General features: G+C 32.3%; 23 protein-coding genes. 13 read left to right on the forward strand and 10 right to left on the reverse strand.

Annotated elements, in window-relative coordinates:
• Positions 1-546: 546 nt before the first annotated feature.
• The 4 genes from FHK87_RS12055 to FHK87_RS12070 form a co-directional block, all read right to left on the reverse strand.
• Positions 547-2,133, reverse strand: coding sequence for an SGNH/GDSL hydrolase family protein (locus FHK87_RS12055; protein WP_140593179.1), 1,587 nt, complete (start codon positions 2,131-2,133; stop codon positions 547-549).
• Positions 2,134-2,139: 6 nt separating this feature from the next.
• Entirely contained in the window at positions 2,140-3,396 is a 1,257-nt protein-coding gene (locus FHK87_RS12060; RefSeq protein WP_140593181.1) for an OmpP1/FadL family transporter, read from the reverse strand.
• A gap of 124 nt (positions 3,397-3,520) precedes the next feature.
• Entirely contained in the window at positions 3,521-4,288 is a 768-nt protein-coding gene (locus FHK87_RS12065) for an alpha/beta fold hydrolase (protein ID WP_140593183.1), read from the reverse strand.
• A 9-nt stretch (positions 4,289-4,297) separates the two neighbouring features.
• Complete coding sequence (locus FHK87_RS12070; protein WP_140593185.1) at positions 4,298-5,011, reverse strand: pyridoxine 5'-phosphate synthase; 714 nt, start codon at positions 5,009-5,011, stop codon at positions 4,298-4,300.
• A gap of 102 nt (positions 5,012-5,113) precedes the next feature.
• Between FHK87_RS12070 and FHK87_RS12075 the strand changes: the two genes are divergently transcribed.
• From FHK87_RS12075 to murI, 8 genes are all read left to right on the forward strand, one after another.
• On the forward strand, positions 5,114-5,770 hold the full coding sequence (locus FHK87_RS12075) for a CBS domain-containing protein (protein ID WP_140593187.1): 657 nt from the start codon (positions 5,114-5,116) through the stop codon (positions 5,768-5,770).
• 40 nt (positions 5,771-5,810) lie between these two features.
• Entirely contained in the window at positions 5,811-6,695 is an 885-nt protein-coding gene (locus FHK87_RS12080) for an NAD kinase (protein ID WP_140593189.1), read from the forward strand.
• Positions 6,696-6,794: 99 nt separating this feature from the next.
• Positions 6,795-7,472 carry a type IX secretion system protein PorG gene (gene porG, locus FHK87_RS12085; protein ID WP_140593191.1) on the forward strand — a complete coding sequence of 226 codons (678 nt, stop codon included), beginning with the start codon at positions 6,795-6,797 and terminating at the stop codon, positions 7,470-7,472.
• On the forward strand, positions 7,460-8,212 hold the full coding sequence (locus FHK87_RS12090; protein ID WP_226294217.1) for an isoprenyl transferase: 753 nt from the start codon (positions 7,460-7,462) through the stop codon (positions 8,210-8,212). The genes porG and FHK87_RS12090 overlap by 13 nt, the downstream gene beginning before the upstream one ends.
• A gap of 4 nt (positions 8,213-8,216) precedes the next feature.
• Positions 8,217-10,850 (forward strand): BamA/OMP85 family outer membrane protein, encoded by a 2,634-nt coding sequence (locus FHK87_RS12095; protein ID WP_140593195.1) that lies wholly within the window; start codon positions 8,217-8,219, stop codon positions 10,848-10,850.
• Between the two features lie 34 nt (positions 10,851-10,884).
• Positions 10,885-11,748, forward strand: a complete 864-nt coding sequence (locus FHK87_RS12100; RefSeq protein WP_140593197.1) for an OmpH family outer membrane protein — start codon at positions 10,885-10,887, stop codon at positions 11,746-11,748.
• A gap of 54 nt (positions 11,749-11,802) precedes the next feature.
• Complete coding sequence (locus FHK87_RS12105) at positions 11,803-12,312, forward strand: OmpH family outer membrane protein (protein WP_140593199.1); 510 nt, start codon at positions 11,803-11,805, stop codon at positions 12,310-12,312.
• 96 nt (positions 12,313-12,408) lie between these two features.
• The gene (murI, locus tag FHK87_RS12110; protein WP_140593201.1) at positions 12,409-13,197 is read left to right on the forward strand and encodes a glutamate racemase; all 789 of its coding nucleotides are present in this window, start codon (positions 12,409-12,411) and stop codon (positions 13,195-13,197) included.
• Positions 13,198-13,213: 16 nt separating this feature from the next.
• On the opposite strand, the gene FHK87_RS12115 is transcribed toward murI, so the two are convergent.
• Both FHK87_RS12115 and FHK87_RS12120 read right to left on the reverse strand, forming a co-directional pair.
• On the reverse strand, positions 13,214-13,945 hold the full coding sequence (locus FHK87_RS12115; RefSeq protein ID WP_140593203.1) for a LytR/AlgR family response regulator transcription factor: 732 nt from the start codon (positions 13,943-13,945) through the stop codon (positions 13,214-13,216).
• Between the two features lie 19 nt (positions 13,946-13,964).
• Positions 13,965-16,178 carry a histidine kinase gene (locus FHK87_RS12120; RefSeq protein WP_140593205.1) on the reverse strand — a complete coding sequence of 738 codons (2,214 nt, stop codon included), beginning with the start codon at positions 16,176-16,178 and terminating at the stop codon, positions 13,965-13,967.
• Between the two features lie 241 nt (positions 16,179-16,419).
• Between FHK87_RS12120 and FHK87_RS12125 the strand changes: the two genes are divergently transcribed.
• A complete protein-coding gene (locus tag FHK87_RS12125; protein WP_140593207.1) occupies positions 16,420-17,592 on the forward strand; it encodes a vWA domain-containing protein in 1,173 nt (390 codons plus the stop codon).
• A gap of 86 nt (positions 17,593-17,678) precedes the next feature.
• Here FHK87_RS12125 and FHK87_RS12130 read toward each other — a convergent pair whose 3' ends face one another.
• Positions 17,679-18,698, reverse strand: a complete 1,020-nt coding sequence (locus FHK87_RS12130; RefSeq protein ID WP_140593209.1) for a PorP/SprF family type IX secretion system membrane protein — start codon at positions 18,696-18,698, stop codon at positions 17,679-17,681.
• A gap of 256 nt (positions 18,699-18,954) precedes the next feature.
• On the opposite strand from FHK87_RS12130, the gene FHK87_RS12135 reads away from it, so the two are divergent.
• The 4 genes from FHK87_RS12135 to FHK87_RS12150 all read left to right on the forward strand — a co-directional run bounded on the left by FHK87_RS12135 (position 18,955) and on the right by FHK87_RS12150 (position 23,403).
• Entirely contained in the window at positions 18,955-19,860 is a 906-nt protein-coding gene (locus tag FHK87_RS12135) for a NifU family protein (protein WP_140593211.1), read from the forward strand.
• Between the two features lie 163 nt (positions 19,861-20,023).
• Positions 20,024-20,224, forward strand: a complete 201-nt coding sequence (locus FHK87_RS12140) for a dodecin family protein (RefSeq protein WP_140593213.1) — start codon at positions 20,024-20,026, stop codon at positions 20,222-20,224.
• A 147-nt stretch (positions 20,225-20,371) separates the two neighbouring features.
• Complete coding sequence (locus tag FHK87_RS12145; protein ID WP_140593216.1) at positions 20,372-22,477, forward strand: thioredoxin domain-containing protein; 2,106 nt, start codon at positions 20,372-20,374, stop codon at positions 22,475-22,477.
• Positions 22,478-22,695: 218 nt separating this feature from the next.
• Complete coding sequence (locus tag FHK87_RS12150) at positions 22,696-23,403, forward strand: hypothetical protein (RefSeq protein ID WP_140593218.1); 708 nt, start codon at positions 22,696-22,698, stop codon at positions 23,401-23,403.
• Here FHK87_RS12150 and tsaB read toward each other — a convergent pair.
• The 3 genes from tsaB to FHK87_RS12165 all read right to left on the reverse strand — a co-directional run bounded on the left by tsaB (position 23,357) and on the right by FHK87_RS12165 (position 26,829).
• The gene (tsaB, locus tag FHK87_RS12155) at positions 23,357-24,022 is read right to left on the reverse strand and encodes a tRNA (adenosine(37)-N6)-threonylcarbamoyltransferase complex dimerization subunit type 1 TsaB (protein WP_140593221.1); all 666 of its coding nucleotides are present in this window, start codon (positions 24,020-24,022) and stop codon (positions 23,357-23,359) included. The genes FHK87_RS12150 and tsaB overlap by 47 nt on opposite strands.
• 105 nt (positions 24,023-24,127) lie before the next feature.
• Positions 24,128-25,414 (reverse strand): efflux RND transporter periplasmic adaptor subunit, encoded by a 1,287-nt coding sequence (locus FHK87_RS12160; RefSeq protein WP_140593223.1) that lies wholly within the window; start codon positions 25,412-25,414, stop codon positions 24,128-24,130.
• A gap of 80 nt (positions 25,415-25,494) precedes the next feature.
• Entirely contained in the window at positions 25,495-26,829 is a 1,335-nt protein-coding gene (locus tag FHK87_RS12165) for a TolC family protein (RefSeq protein ID WP_140593225.1), read from the reverse strand.
• Between the last annotated feature and the right edge of the window lie 29 nt (positions 26,830-26,858).

Below are 26,858 nucleotides of genomic sequence, written 5' to 3' on the forward strand. Positions count from 1 at the left end.
TTTAGTACTTTTCCTATCGCTAATAAGGATTTTTTCATGATGTTTTAAGTTTTAATTATTTATAGTTTTAAATTGAATATTTATTAACAGGTACAACGATTTTCGTTTTCGTACCAAACTACTGTACCACCTCCTACTTTAATTTGTTTGCACCCCATTTCTTTATAATTTTCTACCTAGATTAAATAACGTTTTTTTCTTATTTAAGGTTCAAGGTTAGTACTTTTAAAACCATATAACTTCCTGAAAGCTTTTCTACATTTACTAATTGAGTTGTAGAAAATAACCCCTCTAAGAACTATAGTTTTTCTTGACAAGAAAATGTAATTTTATTTTAAAATCGAACCAAAAGAAGATGTGGTACCTTTTTATATATTAAATATAGCAATGGACTAAAAATTTTAAGTTGTTATCAAGAAAAAACGATAAGATTCTAGTCAAGTATACCTTTGAGACAAAGCTTACATCAGAATTTTACATCCTCATTCAAAAAAAAAGAAGCCGTCTTTGTAGACAGCTTCCTTAAATTATATATGTAACAATATATTAATTCACTTCATTACTTACAGTAATAGTTCCAAAATCCGCAGGATTTACTGAAGGTAAACTTGCTCCATATGTTGATTCTACAGCCCCTATAATTCCATTAGTCACTATAGCATGTGCTCTAGGCGTTGGATGAACCCCATCCAATGAAAATCCACCTCCTGTAACAAATTGAGAGGTTACAATTCCTCCATTGTAAGGAATACCCCCATTTGCTGCTTGATTTAAATCACTAGCTACATCGTATAGAGCTAAACCGTTTGCAGCTGCTAGTGCAGAAATAGTTGCATTATATGCTGTTCTAGCATTTTCTATTGCTGTTTGTTCTGCAGGTATCAAAACAAATTGATCTTCTAAAGGAAGACTAACTCCTTTTACTGATAATTGACCCGCTAATTCAGCAGGAACTCCTAAATTAATAAGTTCTGTAACTCTATCTGTATCAGGTTGTCCTATGATACCTGAACTAGTAAGAACTAATAGATCTTCTGCAGTTGCTTGTCTTGCTTGACCATATTGCGCAGCAATAATTGGTGCTAAAGGACCAAAGGCAGGTGTAATCGCTGTAGTAAGATTAGCTGTTATATCTACTAATGATTCATCTTTGATTACTACTGGACTAGCAGAAGTAGTAGAAAACTGTATTGCTCTTTCTGGCACCCCTAATGCTGTAAATGCAGCATTAAGACCGGCAAAAGTTTGATTAAGTGCTGGTATTTGTTCAGCAAAATCCTGATTTAAAGGACTTAATGGAGCAAAAGGAACTGTTGTAAAAAATGGCAACGAAGTTACACTAGGTAAGTTCAATAAGACCCCTTTAGAACCATTAGCAATTAACCCATTCACTAACTGACTATACACTCCCGCAAAAGTCATATTATTGGTAATATCATTAGGGCCGTAATTCATAGGATTTAACTCCCCTGTAATATTATGATCCATCCCTACTCCACCAGAAGTAGCGTAACTTAAGATATCATTGTTTCCTATCCACAAAGTAAAGAATGTTGGATTTTGAGCAACTGCATCTCCTAAAACAGTAGCATTTGCACTAGAAGCAAAACGAACAAAATAAGGGTTTGACGCTGGAGGGCTAACTTGTAACCCAGCAGGATTACCATATCCTTCGGCTACCAAGTGATAACTTTTTGCACCTGGCACACCCATATTACTAAATGAAGCACCTAAACTACTAAAATCAGTAGAAGGACTACTACCCGTAAATCTTTCAGGGCTTGGACTTCCATCTTCACCAAATGCCAAAACTAATCTTGGAGGAAATGCTTCTGTTGCACCGGCAAACCCTCCTACATTATCCGCCATCAAAGGCTGAGTGAACTCGCCACCACCCGCAAGCGAAAATTGCTTAGACAATATGTTTGGAAATGAATTTTCTTGACCTGTGATGTATAAAGCACCATCCGCAAAACCAGCTGTAAGTGAATTACCTAAGGCAATAAAATTACTAAAATCAGCTTCTCCACTTTTATAAATCCCAGATTCGTCTATTGGATTATCAAATTCTGGTTCACAAGCAATTAATCCTAATGCCAGAATGGCTAAATATTTTATATTATTCTTTATCATAGCAAATTACATTTTATAAGTTAGACCAATACCTGGTGCAAAAGCACTAGATTTATATGTTCCTCCAAAAGGCTCTCTGGCACCAGTAGTTGGATTTGTACCAAAATCATAAGAAGCATCAACTTCTTCGAACCTTAAATAAAAGAAAGAGGCATCTATAGCCAACTTAGGTGTAACTGCAAAACTTAAACCACCAGAAAAACCATCTGAGTCATTACGAGGTGTTTCTGGAGCAAAGAATCCAGGTTGAACAGGAGTTTCGTCTCGATAATATCCTGCTCTAAGTGCGATTTTTTCTGTTGCCTGATACTGTACTCCAAACCTATAAACCGAAGAGTTCTTATAGTTACGTGGATTACTTGAATCAGGGTTTCTTGGATTATTAAAATTAATATCTAAAGACTCATAAACATCCCAATATTGTCTGTTATAATCAAAAGCAAATAACCATTTTTTATATTCATAAGATAACCCTACAGTTAATTCTGCAGGAAGCGGTAGCTCTGCTACAAAACCATCGGTACCATTCTGAGGTGCGTTAGGCGAATTTGGAAAATTAGAGAAAGTAGCTTCTCCATCTTCTGATTCTATAATAATTTCACTTCTGTAACTAAAACCTACATGAAAATTCTCTGTTGGATTAAACATTGCTCCAACACTCCATCCCCAGTTAGTTACTCCAGAATCTTCTATGGTTACATTAGATCTATTTCCATTTATATCCGTAGTTGTTCTACCTGCATTTCGATTAAATTCTACATTACCTACTACAAATATAGGTCCTCCTCCAATACTGAAATACTCAGAAAGTTTAAATGAAACCACAGGCTGAATATAAATTGAAGATAAATCAATATTATTAACCAATTGTGAACCTGCCCAATCTGTAGGCCAAGTAACTTCACTACCGTATGGAGTATAAACACCAAGACCTAGCGCCATCCAATCATTAACCATGTAAGAAGCATAGATATTAAGCGGTGTTCCTATAGAGTTATCGGTTTCTGCAGAAATTCCTAAATCTTCATTTTGGAAAATCACATCTGTAAAAATACCACTAACACCAACACTTACATTAAGTTTATTTTCTAAGTATACAAGTCCCGCAGGATTAAAGAACACCAGTTCTGCGCTATTTACAACAGCAACACCAGTATGTCCCATAGCCATCGCCCTTTGTCCCTGTACACTAACTCTATATCCACCCGCATATGTAACCAGAGTCACAGATACGAATAGAATTAATAATAATAGTTTTCTCATAAATAAGTTTTAGAATTGTTTTTGTTTTATAAGGGTTTTGAAAAATTGATGTTCCAAATTTAATAGAAAATACCAATTATCCAACAAAAACACTAAAATATTATGCATACATAGCTTTTTTTGTCTATTTTTTGATAAATCTCAATAATTCCCGAAGAAAATCTTTTGGGTTTTCTGCATGCAACCAATGCCCAGCAGAAGGAATTTCTCTAAATTCTGAGCTAGGGAATTGCTCTTGAATTTGCGCTATATCGTCTTGTAAAATATAGTTAGAACGTGCTCCTTTCAGAAAAAGTGTCTTTCCAGTATAACGATACTGTTCCGGGAGTTCAACACCTATCTCTGAAGCATTTTTAATAAGAGCATCGAGATCCATTCTTAATCCTAAAACTCCTTTTTCTTTCCAAAATAAATTTTTAAGCAGAAACATCCTAACTCCCTGATCAGGAACATAATGACTTAATTCTTCATCTGCTTCTTTACGAGTTTTGATAATCTCAAAATCCAAACTACTTAAGCCATCCAAAATATCTTGATGATGTAACGGATAGTACTTGGGTCCAATATCTGCAACGATTAACTTGTTTACTTTTTCAGGATATTTTGCAGAAAAAAGCATAGATGTTTTACCTCCCATAGAATGTCCTAAAAGCTGTATTGTCTCTAAATCATGATTCTCACAGTACACAATTAAATCTTGTGCCATAATATCATAACTAAAAGCACTATCATGCGGGCTTCTGCCATGATTTCGCTGATCAACCAAGTGAACCTGAAATCCTTGCTCTGCAATTTTTTTACCCAAAGTTTTCCAATTATCCCCCATTCCTAAAAAACCATGAAGAATTACAAATGGAATACCTTCTCCTATTATATTACTATGTAACTTCATAAAATCACCTTATTTAAGCTTATGTAAATACATATTGACTACATTTTCTAAACCAAGATAAATAGATTCACTAATTAAAGCATGCCCGATAGAAACCTCTAATAAGCCGGGAATACTTTCTTTAAAGAACTGTATATTTTGTAGAGAAAGATCATGCCCTGCATTAACTCCCAAATTAAAATCCATGGCTAATTCTGCACACTTTACATATGGTTTGACACTATCTTTGTTTCCTTTTTCATACTGCAATGCAAATTCTTCTGTATATAATTCTATACGGTCTGTACCAATAGTAGCTGCACCTTCTATCATATCTAAGACCGGGTCTACAAAAACAGAAGTTCTAATATTATTACGTTTGAATTCAGAAATAACCTCTGTTAGAAAAGAGGCATGTTTTTTTGTATCCCATCCAGAATTACTTGTTATCGCATCTTCTTTATCAGGAACCAAAGTAACCTGTGTTGGACTAACCTCTAACACCAAATCAATAAATTTTGGTATCGGATTCCCCTCTATATTGTATTCTGTATGTACAATTGGTTTTAGATCATAAGCATCTTGATACTTGATATGCCTCTCATCCGGCCTTGGGTGTATTGTGATCCCTTGCCCTCCAAAATCTTGAATATCTTCTGCTACTTTTAATAAATTAGGCACATTACCACCCCTAGAATTACGCAGTGTAGCAATCTTATTAACATTAACACTTAATTTTGTCATAGTTTTTGATATGGTTTCTCTAAAAAAGCAAAAATACAAACTTGATTACGCGATGATTGTTTATTTTTTGATTATTTTGCGTGATATAGTTGTTTATAGATTATGAAGACTAACTTATATATTGTTAATGAAATAGAACCATTGGATATATCTGTAAAGGTAACAGATGCCCAATTGTTTATTAAAGATCGAACATATACTCATTTTCCTGTAACAAAAAAAGGAGTATATCTTGGGTGTATCCCAGAAGCAGACATCAGATGTTTTGAAACAGATAAGACTTTAGACGCCTATCAATATGCCTTAGAGGGGTTTTATGTGAGGCAAGATGATAATTGGCTTGATATATTAGAATCTTTCGCTCAAAACAACTCTAACATCATGCCTATTTTAGACGATGATAACCGTTATATTGGGCTCTTTGAATTAGGCGACATTATGAACCTTTTCAACGAAACACCATTCCTTAGTGAACCAGGCAACATTTTAATAGTAGAAAAAGGAATTCAAGATTACTCTTTTAGTGAAATATCACAAATTGTTGAATCTAACAATGCAAAAGTTCTAGGGTTATTTATTTCAAATATGCAAAATGATGTTGCACAAATAACACTTAAAATAAGTGATAGTGATATCAACAATATAGTACAAACCTTTAGAAGATATAGCTACAATATCGTATCGAGACATCAAGAAGATACTTTTTTAACTAACTTAAAAGAAAGGTCTAAGTATCTAGAGAAGTATTTGAATATTTAACAACCTTTTACCAACCAAAAAATTAACAAACACAACTGTAATGAAGATCGGTATATATGGCCAGTTCTATCATAAAAATTCTGAAATTTATATTCAGCAATTACTAGAAACACTAGATAAAAAAGGTGCAGAAGTTGTTATTGAAAAAAATTTCTTAGAACTTATTAATCTTCATAAAGACATAGACAAAACATATTCGCATTTTAGCACTTTTGAAGAATTAGATAATTCTTATGACCTTTTTTTTAGCATAGGAGGAGACGGCACAATTTTAAAAACCATTACTTATGTAAGAGACCTTGGTATCCCCATTGCCGGAATCAATACCGGAAGGCTTGGTTTTTTGGCTACAATCCAAAAAGAAGAAATCAAAGACAGTATAGAACTTATTTTAGACAAAAAATATTATCTATCCCCAAGAAGCTTAGTTACAATAGAAACATTATCCAAAACAGGAGAATTTGGAGTTTTGAACTTTGCCATGAATGAAATTGCGGTAAGTAGAAGAAATACTACCTCCATGATAACTGTACATACAAGTTTGAACAATGAATTTTTGAATTCATACTGGGCAGATGGATTAATTATATCAACCCCCACAGGATCGACAGGGTATTCTTTAAGTTGTGGTGGACCAGTTATTATGCCAGAGGCAGAAAGTATGGTTCTTACCCCTATTGCGCCTCATAATCTAAATGCCAGACCCCTTGTAATCCCGGATAATCTGGAAATCAAATTACAAATCTCTAGTAGAGAAGATAGTTATCTTGTTTCTCTGGATTCTAGAATACATACTTTACCCAATGAAACCACGATTGTAATAAAAAAAGCTCCTTTTCAAATCAACATGGTAATATTAAAAGAAAATAGTTTCCTAAAAACACTACGTAAAAAGATGCTTTGGGGAGAAGATAAACGAAATTAGACAATAAAAAGGGCTAAAAAGTGTTTTTTAGTCATACTATTTTACTCAAATTCTTGTGTACTAAAGTTAATTGTTATATTTGCAAACTTTTGAAAATCTATGAGATACTTAGCATCAATTATAATCGCAGTGTTTTTTACACAACAAATAGCATCACAAACCTATGAAGTAGGTCTAATTGCAGGAGGTGCAAATTATATTGGAGATGTAGGATCTACTTATTACATATCACCAAATGATGTAGCTTTTGGTGCAATAGCAAAGTGGAACAGAAGTAAACGTCACGCCTTCAGAGCTTCTTTTCTATATGCAGGACTAGATGGAGATGACAGTAAAGGCGACGAAAGAAGAGAAGAAAGAGGTTTGACCTTTGACAATTCTGTAAAAGAACTATCAATAGGAATGGAGTTTAATTTTTGGGAATGGTATTTATATGATGGAGAGTCTCAATTTACCCCATACCTTTATACTGGTATAACTGCTTTTAATTATGACGAATTATTTTTGAATGCAGATAATCGTATTGAATCCTCGGGTGATGCATGGAGCTTTGCAATCCCGATGGTAGTAGGAATCAAAAAGACTTTGGGTAGAGATTTTGTAATTGGTGCAGAAATTGGTGCACGATATACATTTACAGATAATTTAGACGGTAGTGATCCTGGCAATGATTTAGGCCAAGGATTTGGTAATTTAAACAATAATGACTGGTATGTATTCACAGGTATTACACTCTCTTATACGTGGGGGAGAATACCTTGTCAATGCGCATTCTAAAAATGATTAATAAAGAACAATTAAATTCTAATATTCCTGAACATGTAGCCATCATTATGGATGGTAATGGTCGGTGGGCTAAAAAGAAAGGCTTTTTTAGAGCTGTAGGTCACGAAAACGGAACGAAAGCTGTAAGAGAAACGGTAGAAAGTTGTGCAGAAATAGGTGTAAAATATCTTACCCTTTATGCTTTTTCTACAGAAAATTGGAATCGACCAAAACTAGAAGTAGACACTCTTATGAAACTTCTGGTAAATTCTCTTAAAAATGAGATTAAAACCCTACAAAAAAACAACATAAAACTTAATGCAATAGGGAATTTAAAATTATTACCTACAAAAGCAAGAACAGAACTTCTCGAAGTAATAGAAAAAACCAAATCTAATGACCATATGACCCTTACTCTTGCGTTAAGTTACGGAAGTAGAGAAGAACTCATAAAAACTATAGAAGAGATCAGTATTAAAGTTAAAAATGGCGTAATTTCGCCACATCTTATAAATGAATCAGTCATTAATGAGCATTTGTATACCAAAAACTTACCAGATGTAGACTTATTAATACGTACAAGTGGAGAACAGCGTATTAGTAATTTTCTATTATGGCAAATTGCGTATGCAGAATTATATTTTACAGAAGTATTATGGCCCGACTTTAAAGAAGCAGATTTATTAGAGGCCATATTCAATTATCAAAAAAGAGAGAGAAGATTTGGAAAAACTAGTGAGCAGCTCAGTTAAAGAAATGACAAAAAAATTACCTTTTAAAAAGTATTTTACAATATTAATTTTATTTGTTTCATTATCAATTTCAGCACAAAACATCCCTGGAAGTAATGGCAAAGAGTATATTATTGGCGAAATAAAAGTTACCGGAATTACGAGTTATAATGAGAATACAGTAATCACTTTTACAGGACTTAAAAAGGGTGAACGTATTTTTCTTCCCGGAGACAGAATTAGTAAAGTCATCAAAAAACTCTGGGACTTAGAACTATTCAGTGATATTAATTTCTACATCTCTAGTATTGAAGGTGAAGTAGCAAACCTGGAAATTAATATCCAAGAAGTACCAGAATTAAAAGAAGCTCGTGTAAGAGGAATCAAGAAAAGAAAAGCCGAAGAACTGATCAAAGATAACGGATTAGTAAAAGGAGCAAAAGTAACTGAAAACCTCATCACTACCACAAGAAACTTTATCACTAATAAGTATAGAAAAGATGGTTTTCTTAATACCAAGGTCAATATAAATATCATTCCCGTAAAAGATACAGTAGCCACCAACAAGGTAAACATGGTGGTACAGATAGACAAAGGTGACAGAGTTAAAGTAGACAGAATCAATATTACAGGTAACGAACAGCTTTCTGATGCCAGAGTAAGAAAAGCAATGAAAAATACAAAACGTAAAAGACCATTACGTTTTTGGAAACGTTCTAAGTATATCAAAGCTGATTACGAAGAAGATAAAGACAAAATCATTACTAAATATAAAGAAAAAGGATATAGAGATGCTCGTATTGTATCAGATAGTCTAATCGTAGAAGACAACAATAGTGTATCTCTAAATATTAATGTAGAAGAAGGTAATAAGTATTATTTTGGGAACATTAATTTTTTAGGAAATAGTGTATATACCGATAGACAATTGGCACGTCAACTTGTTATCAAAAAAGGAGATGTTTATAATGGTGTACTATTAGAGAAACAAATATCTGATAACACCAAACCAGATGCAGATGACCTTACTAATCTCTATCAAAATAACGGATATCTCTTCTCTTCAATTGATGCGGTAGAAACTAGAGTTTATAATGACACCATTGATTTTGAAATTAGAATTAGAGAAGGTAAACTTACTTATTTTGACCATATCACAGTAACCGGAAACGATAAAACAAATGATCATGTTGTCTACAGGATTTTAAGAACTAAACCCGGACAACGTTATAGCAAAGACCTTGTTGTTAGAACAGTTCGAGAGATAGGTCAATTAGGATTTTTTGATCCAGAACAATTAGAACCACAATTTCAAAATGCGAATCCACAAGCTGGTACTATTGACATCAATTTTCCTGTTGTAGAAAAAGGTTCAAGTCAGATTGAATTACAAGGTGGTTTTGGTGGAGGTGGTTTTGTAGGTACCTTAGGTCTTGCATTTAATAACTTCTCTATCCGAAACATTTTTAATAAAGAATCATACAGCCCACTTCCTATGGGAGATGGTCAAACGCTAAGAATTAGAGCTCAAGCCAGTAGGTTCTTTCAAACGTATAGCCTATCTTTTATAGAACCATGGTTAGGAGGTAAAAGACCTTATCAGCTTTCTACATCGTTCTCTCACACTATTCAGTTTTTGTTTAATAACAGAACTAGAGATGTAGATAGAGACAGTAAATTTCTTATTACAGGTGGATCTGTAGGTATTGCCAAAAGATTAAACTGGCCTGACAACTACTTTACTTTATCACAAGCACTAAGTATAAGGCATTATAACCTACAAAACTATAACACAAGATTATTTACTTTTGGTGATGGATCTTCTAATGATTTATCATATACTATCGGTATTAGTAGAAACAACACCACTGTAAACCCTATTTTCCCTACAGGAGGATCAGAATTTAATATCAGTGCCAAATTATCGCTTCCTTATTCATTATTTGATGGTGTAGATTACAGTGAACTTTCTGAAAGAAGAGATGCATTAGAAGAAGAACGAAGTAACCTAGATGCATCTGACCCAAGAGGCACCTTTAGAGCATCAGAAATTAATGCCGAAATAGGAGAAATAGATCAAAAACGATTTAGATGGCTAGAGTATTATAAATTAAAATTTAATGGAAGCTGGTTTACAAGTTTAGTTAATGTAGGGAAAAAACCACTTGTATTAAGAACAAATGTAGAATATGGATTTTTAGGAGCGTATAACAATAATAGAGGTAACATTCCTTTTGAACGATTTTTCTTAGGAGGGGTTGCTCTTGGAGCGACTGCTTTAGACGGTAGAGAACTTGTTGCGTTAAGAGGATATCCTGATCAGTCACTAATACCAGAAAGTAGAAGTGATAATCAAAATTTTGATGCAGACGGGGCAACAATTTATAACAAATACTCGTTAGAACTTCGTTACCCTATTACTCTAAAACCTGCTGCATCTATATATATGTTAGGGTTCATAGAAGGTGGAGCTTCTTATGATAGCTTCAGGGATTTTAATCCTTTTCAATTAAATCGTTCTGCTGGAGGAGGTTTACGTATCTTTATGCCAGCATTTGGATTATTAGGTATTGATTTTGGGTATCGTTTCGATCCTATACCAGGCACAAACGATTCTCAAAAATGGCAAACCCACTTTATTATAGGGCAACAGTTTTAGTTTTGGCACGATTATTTCAATATATACACAAATCATGAAAACAAAAGGTCTCTTATTAGCTATCATTCTCGGTTGCTTGTTTAGCATAAGCATTACACAAGCTCAAAAAGGTATAAGAATAGGTTATATCGATATGGATTATATTCTTGAAAATGTACCCGAATATAATGAAGCGTCCGCAGACCTGGAAAGCAAAGTTCAAAAGTGGAAAGTTGAGATCGAAGCTGAATTAAAAAGTGTTGAAGAAATGCGTAAGGACCTAAACAATGAACGGGTTCTGCTAACCAAAGAACTTATTGAAGAACGAGAAGAAGATATATTATTTAAGGAAAAAGAAATCCTTGAGTACCAACAAAAAAGATTTGGTCCTAATGGAGATCTTTTCATACAAAAAAAGAGATTAGTACAACCGGTGCAGGATCAAGTATTTGTTGCCGTACAAGAAATCGCAAAAAACAAAAAATACGATTTCATATTTGATAAATCTGCTGACTTAGTTATGCTATATTCTGCTGATCGTTTTGATATAAGTGATCAGGTATTATTGCGAATCAATAGAGCTTCAAAAAGAAAGCAACTTAATAGCAAAAAAGAAAAGAAAGCTTTAGAAAGAGCAGAAAAGAGAAATGCTGAACAAGAAAAAGAAGTTACTGACAGAGAAAAACAAGCACAAAAAAGACTATCTGACAGAGAAAAGCTATTAGAAGAGCGAAAAGCAGAAAGAGATTCGATAAGAGCTGCAAAGAAGAAAGAATTTGAAGAAAGAAGAGCTAAATTATTAGAATTACAAAAAAGAAAACGCGATTCGATAAGCGCACTAAAAGCTAAAAAAGAAAAATTGAAGGATGAAAAGGATCAAGAGACTTCCTCTAGTTCTGAAAATGAAGAAAAACCTTAAAAATTGGGAAATTAATTTTATAAATTTACAACATTATTTAATATTTACTTACAAATGAAACAATTTAGAACATTACTAGTAGCTATTGCAATTACTATAGGAACATCAAGCTTTGTAAATGCTCAATCCAAAGTAGCACACATCGCATCACAAGAGCTTGTAGAAGCAATGCCGGCATTTAAAGCAGCTAAAAGTGAGATAGAAAAACTTAACAAGACTTATGATGCTGAAATAAGAAATATGGTACTAGAGTTGCAAAACACTATCAAGAAATATTCTCAAGAAGCTGAAACAAAAACTGACGAAGAGAACTTGAAAAGACAACAAGAAATTCAAGCTACTGAGAAAAGTATCAGTGATTATAGATCTAATGCATTAAAAGACTTACAAAAGAAAGAACTTGAACTTATGAAGCCTATTTATGAAAAAGCTCGTACTTCTATTCAAAAAGTAGCTAGAGCACAAGGTTTCCAATATGTTCTTGATTCTACTACAGGAACAGGAGTGATTATGGCTGATGGAAAAGACCTTATGGCAGATGTTAAAAAAGATTTAGGAATTTAAAAAACTTAATTCTATCTTTTATATAATAAAGAATATTAAAACAGTAAGGCATTTACCTTACTGTTTTCTTTTTTATATCTAAATTATCTTCTAAAGATGCAAAATCAAGCTATTGGCATTTTTGACTCAGGCATAGGAGGCACCTCTATTTGGAAAGAAATTGTTGATTTATTACCAAATGAAAATACTATTTACCTTGCAGATAGCAAGTACGCCCCTTATGGAAGACGCAGTAAAAGCGAAATTATTGATTTAAGCATCAAAAACACAAATACACTATTAGAGCGTAATTGTAAGATCATAGTTGTTGCTTGTAATACTGCAACTACTAATGCAATTCAAATATTAAGAGATACTTACCCTGTACCTTTTATTGGGATAGAACCAGCAATCAAACCTGCTGCTATTCATACTCAAACAAAATCAGTAGGGATACTAGCCACAAAAGGCACTTTATCCAGCGAGTTGTTTACTAAAACATCTGATTTATACGCTCAAAATATCAAAGTTACAGAAGTAATCGGATCGGGTCTAGTAGAGCTTATAGAAGAAAATAAAATTCATTCTGAAGAAATGAAATCTCTACTACAATCTTATCTTGCTCCAATGCTAAAAAACGATATAGATTATTTAGTATTAGGGTGTTCTCATTACTCTTATTTGGTGCCTATTTTACAAAATTTACTTCCAAAAAAAATTACAATTATTGACTCTGGAGAGGCTGTTGCAAGACAAACACGTGCAATGCTTTCTAAGCATCAAATCCTTAATCAAAATAAAAAATCCGGCACACATCAATTATACACTAACGGAAATCCAATCGTTCTTAAAAACATTCTTAAAGATCTCAAGAGAGAGTATACAATAGATTGTTTACATTTTTAATATTTATAGAGAACTTCTATTTAAAATAATCTAAAAGCCCGGCTTTTTTTGAAGAAGAAACGAGTAACTCTTTTCCTGAACTTAATAATACACTTCCTCCTTTTCCTTTTTTATATCGCACAACTTTATTTACATTAACCAAATAACTTTTATGCACTCTGGCAAAGCCGTGTTGGTGCAATGATTCTTCAAAGTATTTGAGTGTTTTACTGACCAACTTTTGCCCTTGCTCAAGATATATTTTTGTATAGTTATCATCAGCTTCACAATAAAGAATTTCAGAAATCTCTAAAACTTCAAAACCATCTTGTTGCGGTATCGTAATTTTTCCTTGTACCGTATTGATTTTTGGCACCAAAACCTTATCCTGCAAAGCAATCTCACGTTGTTTGATATTAGTTACATGCTCTACCGCTTTAATAAGATTATCGATCGCTATAGGTTTTAATAAATAATAGGTCGCTTGCGCATTTAAAGCCTCTACAGCATAATGATCGTAGGCAGTCACAAAAACGATTTCAAAATTACGATCGGGTATCTGCTCTAACAAATCAAAAGCGTTACCATAAGGCATTTCTACATCTAGAAACAAAACATCGGGAGTATTTGTTTTCAATAATATTAGCGTTTCTTGTACGCTCGCTGCTTCTCCAAGAATCGTTACAGAAGGACAATACTTTGTCAAATAATTTTTGAGTATTAATCTACTATTGGCTTCATCATCTACAATAATCGCAGTTAACTTCACTGTTGTTGTTTTTATAATGTTATTTATCTTTTTTGAGAATTAATTTTACCTGAGTCCCTTCTTCATTATCATCAAGATCAGAAATAAATACATCTACTTTATCTTTATACATTTTATTAAGAATTGCAATACGTTTCTTAATATTTCCCATTCCTTTAGATTGTTGTTTTTTTTGATTTTGGGTTTTAAGTTCTTTAGATTTTTTCCTTCCAATACCATTATCTGCAATGGTAATAGATATACTATCACTGTTTTCTTTTTTGAAACCAATAGAAAGCAATCCCTTTTCTTTTTTATATCGTAACCCATGCCATACAGCATTTTCTACATAGGGTTGTAATAACATTGGAGGTATTACATACTCTTCTATTTTTATATCCGGATCAGTATCTATAGTATATTCAAATTTATCTTGAAATCTAAAATGTTCTAATTGCACGTACAACTTTAATAGTTCTATCTCTTTTTCCAATGGAATAAAATCCTCTTCACTGTTCTCAAGAACAGCTCTCATCAACAATGAAAAATCTGTAAGATATCGATTTGCCGTTCTTTCATCGCTGGTTGCAATAAAGGTATTTACAGAATTTAAAGCATTAAAAATAAAATGCGGATTCATTTGAGAACGCAAAGACTTCAGAGAAAGAAGATTATTTGCATATCGTTGTTGTTTCATATTACGAAACATTAAATATGCAGCAAGAAGTAATAAGAAGGTTAATCCAATTAAAAAATAGATAATAATCTGTTGTCGTAAACTTTGTTGGTTTGCTATCTCTTGAGAAGCAAAGGCTAGTTCGTAACGAGTCTCATTAAGTTCCCGGTCTTTTTCTAGAGTAGCAATTCGGTTTGCTCTTTGCGCTAACTCTCTACCAAAACGAGCTGCTTGTGAAATTTCTTGCTCTTTCTGGATATACAGTTTATCTACGATAACTTCATATTCTTCAAAAGCATCTGATGCTTTTTTTAATTCTCCTTTTTCGCGATAGACTTCCCCTAGTTTTCTTGTTGCATCTTTTTGAACAATTAAATCATTTTTTGACTCTGCTTCTTTAATACTTTCTTTTAGATAAGGTATTGCTTCATCATAAGCTTCTTGAGCCGCAAAAGCGTTAGCAATTTTATAATTTTGTACTTGAGTTGTCAAAGATTTATCTTCTTCTGCATTTATTTCTACTGGTGCAAGCTCCTGCTGTTCTTCTAGCTCTTCTATATCTTCTAATGTTTCTATTCTAAGTTGTATTTCTCTATCAAAACTATTACTCTTATTATAAAAATCAGCTGCTACTGCTCTTTGTTTAGCAGCCGTTTTTTTGTCTTGTTGTTCTGCCAACTCTACAGAATTATCAAAAAATGCTCTGGCGCTCGCAATATTCCCTTCGTCTTGTAAGACCTTTGCTAGCTTTGAGTTTAATAAAATGACTTTATCATCTAATCTCCTTCGTTTACTTTCTTTTAAAGCTTTATCGTAGTTATTTCGAGACTTTGAGTATTTTTTTAACTCTTTATAACTATCTCCTAATCCTTCATAAACTGATATTTTTTGATCAGAAGTTATTCTAGAATTTTCTAATTCTTTATATGTACTTAATGCTGATTGATAATTATTATCGTCTAGATGTGACTTAGCTAATTTAATTTTTACAGCAGCGTTATACTTATTATTTAAACTTATCTGATAATTAGTTGCCGCCAGATCAGGTTGTTTCCAATAACTATATACATCTGCCAAGGATTCAAAAAGTTCTGCTTTTTTATCTTTTGCTAATGGATCATCATCTCTTATCGTTTCTAGTGCTTTAGTAATAAACTCTATACTAATAGCTGCATCTTTTTTTAATGCTATTTTTGCACTATTTAGATATCCTTTATATTGAGATTCTCTTTTTCTTTTTGAGCTAAGTCGTAATTTTGATGAAGGGTTATCTTCAACTTGAATATCGATTTTTTGTCCATCTTTTATCGTATACTGAACTGTATGAAAACTATCATGGTTTACAATCAGTTCGTCTCCTACTTGGGCTTTGATTTCAAAATCACCTAAAGCATTTGTGATAACCCTACCCTTTCCTATTACAATTACCTCAACGCCATTGATAGGTTTACGTGTATTTTTTTCTTTTACAGAACCCTTTATTGTCATTAACTTACTTGATCGCAAGGGGCTTTGTTGCCCCAATAAAATCATAGGCAAAAAACAACAACAAATAATGAGTATTCCAATATTTTTCATTTTAAATATAATGATCCATAGTAATATGGTATAAATCCAAGTAAACTTAACCTATTTCACCCAAAAAATAAAATCGTTATTTGTATCACACTTCCTTTTTTACTTGTTTTTACAATATAATTAGTAACCTCACTCATTAAAACGTCGAATTCACTAATTAACATCGTCAACTCCCTAATTATCAATTTTTAATTAAGAAAGTTCATTTTAGTTTTACTTCAAATTATAAAAAGAGAAGAAAATGAAAATATTTTTGGCATGGAGTACATTATGTATACTCACCAGTATATCTTGCAATGCAAAACATAAATCGGATACAACAGCATTGCTGGCAACAGAACAAAATCATGTGATTGCTACTACAAAAACAGACCCTGATACAAGAAATATTCAAGTTGCATTATTATTAGACACCAGCAATAGTATGGATGGATTAATCGACCAAGCCAAAGCACAATTATGGGAGATCGTTAATGAGTTATCATATGCAAAATGTGGAAATCACAAAATAAAACTAGAAATAGGTCTTTATGAATATGGCAATGATGGTTTGCCTTCTCAAGAAGGTTTTATTAGGCAAGTGCTTCCTTTTTCTGAAGACCTTGATGAAATCTCAAAAGAACTATTCTCATTAACGACAAATGGTGGTAATGAATATTGTGGAAAAGTAATTAATACATCCATCAATCAATTAGCATGGAAAAAGAATAATGATCATTTAAAACTCATTTTTATAGCAGGTAATGAGCCTTTTAACCAAGGCCCTGTAAATTATACTGATGCTGCAACAGATGCCTTAGAAAAAGATATTACGATAAATACAATTTTTTGCGGAAATTATCGACAAGGTATTGATACCATGTGGAAACATGGTGCTGATATAACAAAAGGTGAATATAGTGCGATCGATCATAATCATGAAACAGTACATGTAGCGACACCATACGATGATATGATGCTAAAACTAAACAATCAACTCAATAGTACATACGTATATTATGGGAGTCATGGTGCTAAGAAAAGTATGCTACAAGCAGAACAAGATAAAAATGCAATATCATACAGCCCAGCAAATGCAGTAAGTAGAACAGTGAGCAAAAGCTCTGGTTTTTATAAAAATAAAAGTTGGGATTTAATTGATGCAGCAGAAGACGGATCTTTTGAGTTAGAAGAGGTAGCTCAGGAAGAACTTCCTACTGAATTAAAAGAAAAATCTAAAGATGAATTAAAAAAATATGTAGCACAGAAAAGTGAAGAACGTAAGAAAATACAGCAAAAAATTCAAGATTTAAATAAAAAACGAGTTGAATACATCAAAAACAACAGCAAAAAAGGTGCATCTAACTTAGAATCTGCCTTATTAAAAGCAATAAAAAAACAAGGGCAGCAAAAATCATTTACATGGAAAGAATAATCTCTTTTCTATAAGATTAAACCTAAAAAGCCCTGAATTAAATTGTTCAGGGCTTTTTAATATATTGTAGAATATTTATTAAAATATTAGTTTTTAGAATTCACAGCAGGACATTTACAGTTCCAACGTTCTTTTCGTTTTCCAAAATCGTATCCTAGTGTGATTTGGTGAAATCCACCATTATCCAAAACAACGGAGTTAGATTGATAACTATAAGTATATCCCACTAGCCATTTTTTATAATTAACACCCAAAAACGGTGTAAAATATTGCAAGCGCTGGCTTTCTACGGTTGTTCCATCTTGAGAAAATTCTGCACCATCAAAACTTCTTCTATAAGAAAGTCCTCCCCATAGTGTTCCAAATCCAAATTCTCTATACACCTTTAGATTAGCGTCTATTGTACTCTCTTGCGTTTCATCTGTTGCCTGGTATAAAATAGAAGGTTCTAAGCTCCAAGATTCGTTCAAACTTAAAAGGTAGCCTAACGAGAATAAATATCTACGTTGGTTATCAGATTCTTGTATTGGTGTATTATTATCAAAAATATCGCGCGTAGTAGGTAAAATATTTTTTACAGTAAAATGAGCATACCATTCTAGAAAGTGATATGACATTCCAAAATCGACATTATAATACCCATCTTTTTGTACCCTGTCTAATATTACAGGATCTGGATCAACAGGATCATCAAGACCTCGAATATCCAGATTAGATTGTATAAAACCTGCACTTAGACCAAAAGAAAGCATATTTAAATCTGTTCTATCTCTAGAAAACAACAAATGATAGGCATAAGTAAGATAAAAACCTGTTTGAGAAAAACGTCCATTCTCATCACGATACATGATCGCTCCCATTCCGGATTTTTCTCCTAATCTAAAATTAACATTTAGTGTCTGTAAGTTCGGAGCATTACTAACGTCAAACCATTGTTTTCTGGCTGTAAGTCTAATCTTATTGGCATTAGACGCTCCTGCCATAGATGGATGTACTAGATATAAATTATCAGATAAATAGTCTGAATACACGGGAATGCCTTCTTGAGACAATACACATTGAGAAATCAATGCCAAGAATAGTACATAAAGAAATTTAAAGTTCATTTCGGGCTTTATAATTTACGGGGCCAAATAGAATTTGTGAATTTTAGTTAAACTACAAAAAACACATACTATTGTAAACATTTTGTTATAATCTATAAATAAATTATTGTCTTACAACGATTTCAAAGATATAAATTTTTGTTATAAATCGAGCCTTACCTGATATTTTTGAATTTGAATCGTTAAAAACCAATAGGATAAGGCGCTATACAATGATTTGGCACAGGTTTTTAGTAAATTTGCTAAAAATTAAAGAATGGAAAAGAATTTTGAAATTAAAATAGAGCCTACCTCGAATGCCGGTATTGTAAAATTTGAAGCAAATTATTTTCTTACAGAACATACCAGCTATGAATATGAAAATATTGATCAGGCAAAAAATTCACCTCTCGCTCAACAACTTTTTTATCTTCCTTTTGTAAAAAGAGTATTTATTGCTCAAAATTTTGTTGCTATTGACAAATATGAAATTGTAGAATGGGCAGATGTACAAGATGAAGTAGCAGAACAAATTAAAAACTACTTAAATAGCGGTCAACCTGTAGTAACAGAAAATACAACTACCAAAAAAGTACCTATAACAATATACGCAGAAAGCACCCCCAATCCTGCAGTACTAAAATTTGTTGCCAACAAAAAACTCGTAACTACAGGCCATGAGTTCAAAAATATAGATGATACCAAAGATGCCCCCTTAGCAAAAGAATTATTTCATCTTCCATTTGTAAAAGAAGTATATATTGATGAGAATTATATTTCTATCAGTAAGTACGATATGGCAGATTGGAATGAAATCACTCTGGAGATAAGAGAGTTTTTACGCAACTACTTAGAACAAGGAAAAGAAGTTCTTTCTGCAAATGCAACTGTATCTAAAAAAGAAATCGAAAAGCGAGCAGACGCAGACTTCGAAAAACTAGATGATGTTTCAAAAGATATCGTAAACATCATAGATGAGTATATAAAACCTGCTGTTGCCAGTGATGGAGGGAATATATTATTTGATTCTTATGATCCAGACAGCAAAGGTGTAAAAGTAGTATTACAAGGAGCCTGTAGTGGTTGCCCTTCTTCAACATTTACACTTAAAAACGGTATCGAAAATATGCTCAAAGAGATGCTAAAAGGTAAAGTGGAATATGTAGAAGCCATTAATGGATAGCGTAAACTACATCTCAAAAAATATTTTTTTTAAACAACTAAGAAAACTCTATTTGTAACCTCTATGCTTGTGTTATAAAACACTTCTTTATTGATACAAAAAATAAAGAAATTATATCGTATCTTTATAAAAGACACAAATTTTTAACTAAAAAAATTAAAAAATGGCAATTATTAAAGTTATAGAGGTACTAGCAAACTCAGAAGAAAGTTGGGAAGATGCTACAAAAAAAGCGATAAAACAAGCTGGCAAAACTGTAAAAAATATTCGTTCTGCATGGGTAGCCGACCAAAGCGTAGTTGTAAAAGACAATGAGGTAACAGAATTTAGAGTCAATCTTAAAATATCTTTTGAGATCAATTAAAAAATTAGATTTTATTTATAAAAAGCATCCTGATTAATTCAGGATGCTTTTTATATTTTTAGATAATCATAAAATAAAACAGAAATATTGATGGCTTGTTTTGTATATTACCTTTTTTACAATGTATTATAAAAGTAAATTCAAAAGATGAAATATTGGCTCATCATTCTAATCATTACATTAATTTCTTGCAATAGTCAAAACACTCCTCCGATGGAACAGCAGCATACATATACCAATGATTTGGTTCATGAAACCAGTCCTTATTTATTACAACACGCACATAATCCCGTTGATTGGAAACCATGGGGGCAATCAGCATTAGAACAAGCCAAAAAAGAGAATAAATTAATTATTATCAGTATCGGTTATGCAGCGTGCCATTGGTGTCACGTCATGGAGCATGAAAGCTTTGAAGATCCAAAAGTGGCAGAAGTAATGAACAAAAATTATATCAACATAAAAGTTGATAGAGAAGAGCGTCCTGATGTAGATCAAGTATATATGAATGCTGTACAGTTGATGACCGGCAGTGGTGGTTGGCCACTTAATGTAATTGCTTTACCAGATGGCAGACCTGTTTGGGGAGGCACCTATTTTCCTAAAGAAAATTGGATGGATGCCTTAGACCAAATTGCAGGTATGTATAGCAAACAACCCGAAAAAATTCTAGAATATGCACAAAAGTTAGAACAAGGCATTAAGTCCATAGATATTGTAGAGCCAAATAAAGACGAAATCAAATTTGATAAAGAGTTTCTAGCATCTGCCGTAAAAGAATGGAGCAAAAATTTTGATCATCAAAAAGGAGGAACAAAAAGAGTCCCCAAATTTATGATGCCGAATAATTATCAATTTTTATTGCGATATGCATATCAAACAGGAGACAAAGAGTTATTAACATTTGTAAAAAACACATTAACCAAAATATCATTTGGCGGTGTTTATGACCATGTTGGCGGAGGATTCTCCAGATACTCAACAGACGCAAAATGGCACGTTCCTCATTTTGAAAAAATGTTATATGATAATGCCCAATTAGTAAGTTTATATGCCAATGCCTATCAAGTTACACAAGATGACTGGTATAAAGATGTTGTATATGAAACTCTAGCCTTTGTAGAAAGAGAACTTACTAATACAGAAGGCGCGTTTTATTCATCTCTAGATGCAGATAGCACTACCCCAGAGGGCGAATTAGAAGAAGGAGCTTACTATGTTTGGAAAAAGGAAGAATTAAAGGCATTACTAAATAATGATTATGATCTATTTTCAAAATATTATAATATTAATTCTTATGGTTTATGGGAAAAAGAAAACTTTGTACTTATAAGAAATAGTAATCAAGAAGAGTTTTGTTCTCAAAATAAAATCACAAATGATGTTTTGAACCAAAAAATCAGTGATTGGAAAAAAATCTTGTTTCAAGAACGAGAAAAGAGAGCTAGACCAAGATTAGATGATAAAACATTAACTTCTTGGAATGCTTTAATGATAAAAGGATATCTAGATGCATACAGTGTCTTTGGGGAAGAAAAGTTTATAAATGCTGCAATTAAAAACGCAGATTTTATCATTAAGAATCAATTAAAAGACAATCAATCACTATTTCATAATTACAAAAATGGAAAAAGTACTATTAATGGTTATTTAGAAGATTATGCAATGGTTATAGAAGCATTCATTGTTTTGTATGAAAATACATTTGATCATAAATGGCTTGATATTTCAAAACAGCTTACAGACTATACACTAGAACATTTTTATGACGCAGAAAAAAACATATTTTATTTTACTTCTGATGAAGACCCCGCATTGATTACTCGTACTATAGAATCAAGTGACAATGTAATTCCTGCTTCTAATTCTGTAATGGCAAAAAATCTGTTTTTATTATCTCACTATTATGATGCTAACACCTATAAAGAAATTAGTAAAAAAATGCTTCATAATATAAAGCCACAGATAGGCCCATATGCATCAGGGCATTCAAATTGGTTAGATCTGATGCTAAACTACTCTTTTAACTTTTATGAGTTAGTAATTGTAGGAGAAGAAGCCAAAGCAAAACTTCAAGAATTAAATAAAATATACATTCCAAATAAATTAATTGCAGGAAGCGAAATAGAATTAGATAAGCCTTTACTTAAAAACAGATATACCGAAGGAAAAACGCTAATTTATACTTGCGTGAATAATTCTTGCCAATACCCTGTAGAGGAAATAAACAAAGTAATTAGCATAATAGATTAATTCTCTTTTTAATTATAAATCAGCCTTTTATAATTTACAGTTACGGTTTTCGCGTAAAAATTATATGTATTTTTTTCAAAAAAACACTTAATGAACTGTTAATTTTTAGGTGTTTTTAGTTTTTTATTATCAATACCGAAAAAATAATACGAAAACTTAAATAAAATTGGTGATATAGTGTGATTTATCTAAATTTATAAGACCTAAATCTATAAATTATGAAAAAAATACTACTTTTTTTATCATTAATATCATCATCTTTGATATTCTCTCAATTACCCAAAAGTTTATTAACACCTATTGAAAAAACATACACTTATGATGAGTATGAAGGCTCAATTTATATGAAAGGCAGGTATAAAGAATCTAGTGTAATAGACGAAAAATCCGGAACCTATGATACAAAGCTTAAGTATAATATTTTAACTGATGCTTTAGAATACACTTCAAATTCAGAATTATTTGAAATAACAAAAAGCGCAAAAATACACGCCAGAATTGATGGTGACTATTTTTACTATTGCAACTTTGAAACGCAAAGAGGCATGGAAAGGGACGGCTACTATATATTAGTAGAATTGACCGATAACTATCGTATTTACAAAAAATATACTCTAAAGATTACAGATCCTGAGCCTAAGAAGATGGTACAAGCAGGCACTCCTGAACCTGGAAGATTAAGAACTATTATAACTTATCTTATTGAAGAAAATGGAATTATAATGGAATTACCTATGAAAAAGAAAGATTTCTTAGCTACTTTTAGTGACAAGGAAGATGAGTTGAAACAATATCTAAAAAAGGAAAGCATCCGTTTTAAAAAAGAAGAAGATTTAATACGTCTTGTTGCAAGATATAATGCATTAAAAAACGCAGACGCTACCCCGTCACAAAGTCTTTTAAGTAATAGGGGTCGAAATAACTAACATTTTCGAACTCCTCTTTTATATATTTTTGATAGCTTAACAGAGCCATTTCTTTTGCAGAAGGTAGTTTATCTTTAATAAAGGTTGCATTGTCAATATCTGAGCATATTTGAGAAAATTTTTCTACTCCATTACCAATAAAAAATACGCTCTTGTTTTTTAAATATTCTGAGAAAGAAGTTTCTGTAAGAATTTCAGCTTTTGTTTCTCTTAATTCTATATGCTCTTCAGAAAAAACTGAAGAGTAGACCTCCATTCTTCTTGCATCAAGCATAGGAATGATATAAGCATTTTTTTTACCCATTACCTGCATTGCCAAAGTCTGCAATGTAGGTACAGATATTAATGGGATATCTAGCGCATAACAAAGCCCTTTGGCCGCAGAAACACCAATTCTTAACCCTGTATATGAGCCTGGTCCTTTACTTACAGAAATTGCAGATAAATCTTTGATAGAAATCTCAGACTCTTTGATAATCTCGTCTATAAAACTATGCAATCGTTCTGCGTGAGAATATGTCTTATTATAATCTTCCTTTAATAAAACTAATTTCTCATCTTTCACTAAAGCAACAGAACAATTTGTCGTAGACGTCTCAATGCAAAGAATATAAGCCATATAAAAAATTTTGGCAAAGATAATTGAAAACAATCTAGTATGGGAGTTCTTAAGATTCTTTTAATGAAACATTACTGTAAACAAATACTTTGATGCTGTATTTTCTTAATCTTTTTTGGTGCCTTGAGCATCCAAAGAAGTTATATTGTCACCATTTTTTAAAATCTTAGTCACAATGTTATAAGGACCTGTAACGATTTCATCTCCCTCTACTAAACCACTGGTTATTTCTATATTACTATCATCTTGAATGCCTGTTTTAATAACTCTTAATTTTGCTTTTTCACCTTGTTTTACAAAAACGCATTCATATTTTTTGTCTTCAGCAGTTGAAATTTCAGATGGCTCTGTTTTTGAAGATTTTGTAATACTGGTAGTATCATTTTTTATAACTATAGAGCTTATTGGTACACCGATCACATTTTCTCTTTTATCTGTAATTATATCTACAGTAGCAGTCATCCCAGGTCGAAAAGGAGAAAAATTTTCGGGCTTGCCCTCTATAAGATCTTTATATGATTCTTCAAGAATTCTAACTTTTACCTTAAAATTAGTAACCTGATCTGCTGTTACATCATTCTCTGCTGAGTTTGCTATTTCGGTTACTATGCCTTTGAATTGTTTTTTTAGATACGCATCTACCTCAACAATTGTAGAATCTTGAATATTAACCTTTACAATATCATTTTCATTAACATCTACTTCTACTTCCATATTACTTAGATTTGCTATACGAAGAATTTCTGTACCTGCCATTTGTTGAGTTCCCACAACTCTTTCTCCTAACTCTGCTGATAGTTTTGATATTGTGCCACTCATAGGGGCATAAATAGACGTTCTGCTTAAGTTGTCTTTTGCTTCATTTACAGAGGCCTGAGCACTTCTTACATTGTAATATGCCGATTTTTTTGAAGCTTCTGCAACCTCATATCGTGACACGGCAGCATCCCATTCTGACTTAGAAATTACTCCTTTTTCAAACAATCCTTTATTACGATCATAACTAAGTTTTGCTTCTTTGAGACTCGCTTCTGATTGTTCCAAAACTGCTCTAACATTTTCTAATGCCGCTTGAGATCTATTTAACCCTGACTGAATGATATCGGGATTAATACGCACTAATAAATCCCCTTTTTGCACTTGTTGCCCTTCTTTGATCGGTAATTCTATGATTTCTCCCGAAACCTCAGATGATAACTTCACCTCTACTTCTGGTTGGATTTTTCCCGTTGCAGATACCGTTTCTACAATATCTATATTTTTAATTTTTGTAATAGAAACTTCTTTATAGTTACCGTTTTTGCCATACCAACCTGCTTTTTTTCCATAAATAAGTAATCCAAGTACAACAACTACAATACCCAAAATCAGGAATATTTTTTTCTTATTCATAATGTAATCCTAATTAATACCTACACTTGTGAAAATACAATCTTTTATGGCATGTCATATCGAAATTAGAAATTTAATTTCTATAATTTAATGTTTGCTATTCGTATACCAAAGTAAAGTTCTAGTACTTTCAATTTAAAAATATAATCAAATTTATTTTGTACTTCTTGACTTTGCGCATTTTCTAGCCTGAATTTTGATTGACTAAAATCAAAAGCGTTTGTTAATCCTACATCATATCTATCTTTTGCATAGTCATAAGCTCTTTCTTGTGCTTTTACAGAAACTTGTGCAGCTTCATATGCTTCTGCAGAGGCTTTTGCATCTAAATATGCTTGATATACATTACTATCAAGATCTAATTGAGCTTGTTCTAACTGAAAAGCAGTTCGTTCTACATTGATTTTATTTCTTTTTACCTGACTTCTGGAAGCAAAACCATTCAAAATTGGCACATTAAGTTGTAAACCATAAGAGAATCCGTCATTTTCATACAACTGTTCTGTAAATCCTCTGTTCAAAAAATCATTATCTGCCCAACGTGTATTATACCCAAAAAATGCAGAGAGTGTTGGATAGTAGCTACCTCTCGATATTTGTAGATCTTTTTTTGCTATTAATGTATTTTGTTCGGCAATCTGCACCTCATATCTTGATTGTCTTGCTTTATTAACAATCTCATTAATTGGTTTTTCTAGAATTTCTGCGGTAGGTACTAAATATTCTTGTTCTGCTATATCAAAAATTTCATAGTCTTTGATCAATAGGTTTTGAGCAAGACTGATTAATGATATTTGAACTGCATTTTCTGCCTGTACAATACGAGTAAGTTCATCTGCCGAGGTTGCTTCTATTTCCAAAAGATCTCCTTGAGGCAGCACCCCTGCATCTACAAGTTCTTTTGTTCTTTTTAATTGTTCTATAGTAATCTCATGCTGTTTCTCAATTACTTTTAACGATTCTTTATTAAGTAATACTTGTAAATAACTATTAGCAACTAACAAAATAATATCATCTTTAGACTGAGCTAAATTATACTGATTCAACACTTTATTAATCCTTGCCCTCTGCAATTGTCTTAGATTACGTAGCCCATCGAATAGATTAACTCCCATATTTACAGAAGTTGTAAAAGAAGTAAAGGTATTCGTTTCAAAAGCATTGGTAACCGGGTTGATATTTGCCCCCGTGTTTGAAGACAACGTTCCTGAACCGCTTAATGAAGGCACAAAATTACCGATTGCCTCTAACTTATCTATAGAAGCGTTTTCTACATTAAGCTCTGATTGTTTTATGGTTATATTATTTTCAAGAGCATATTCTACACATTCTTGCAGTGTCCATTTTTTATCTTGTGATTGTCCTTGCGAGAATGATAAAATGGTAACTAATAAAATTAGAGTTTTAATTTTCATAGGTTTAAAATGCAAAATTCTTTTGTAAA

It is taken from the genome of Aquimarina algicola, from assembly GCF_006443095.1.
Classification (GTDB): domain Bacteria; phylum Bacteroidota; class Bacteroidia; order Flavobacteriales; family Flavobacteriaceae; genus Aquimarina; species Aquimarina algicola.